Source organism: Streptomyces sp. NRRL WC-3549 (genome assembly GCF_000721935.1).
Lineage (GTDB): Bacteria > Actinomycetota > Actinomycetes > Streptomycetales > Streptomycetaceae > Streptomyces.
The window spans coordinates 172762-173468 of the sequence record NZ_KL585395.1 but is presented as its reverse complement, the minus strand read 5'-3'; the positions used below and the strand labels follow the sequence as shown (position 1 = coordinate 173468).

Sequence of the window (707 nt, the reverse complement as noted above, 5' to 3'; positions counted from 1 at the left end):
GCCGCGCCGCGTCCGCCAGCGCCTGCTTGGCCGCGACCTTGGCGTCCGGGGCGCCGTCCGTCTGGAAGACCACGAGCGCCGGGCCCGTGGCCCCGGACGCCTCGTAGTGGGTGACGACCTCTTCGACGGCCCGGTGGTAGTGGGTCCGCCCCAGCCGGCCGAGGCCGGCGTGCAGCTCGTCGATCCGGCCCTCGTGGCCGGTCAGGCCGACGGTGCCGGTGCCGTCGACGTCGGTCGAGAAGAAGACCACGGGCACGGTGGCGTCCTGGTCCAGGTGCGCGGCGAGGGCCAGGACGCGGTCGCCCAGGTGCTGGGCGCTGCCGTCCTTGTAGAACGGCCGCATGGAGCCGGACCGGTCGAGCACCAGGTAGACGGTCGCCCGGAACCCGGTGAGTCCCTGCGCCTTGAGCTTGGCCTGCGCCGCCTTGTACGGGGCGACGAGTCCGGGCGCGGCGGCCTTGACCCGGGCCAGCGGGACGGCGGGCCTCGCCGCTGCGGACTTCACGGCTGCCGGGGCGGCTGGGGCGGCTGCCTCGGGAGTTGCCTCGGGGGCGGCTTCCGGGGCAGCGGGTGCGGCGGTGTCCGATGCGGTTCCGGGTGCCGTTGCGGCCTCGGCGGCGGCTTCGGGCTCGGTGGCGGCTTCGGGCTCGGGTGCCGTTTCGGCCTCGGCGGCCGGGAGGGGGGCGGTGGCCGGCTCGGCGGGGGCG

Annotated in this window: 1 protein-coding gene; it reads right to left on the bottom strand. The window is 77.1% G+C overall.

Translation table 11 applies throughout. The features are described from left to right. On the bottom strand, positions 1-707 hold a 707-nt coding region (locus IH13_RS0113625; protein WP_031084200.1), incomplete at both ends, for a VWA domain-containing protein.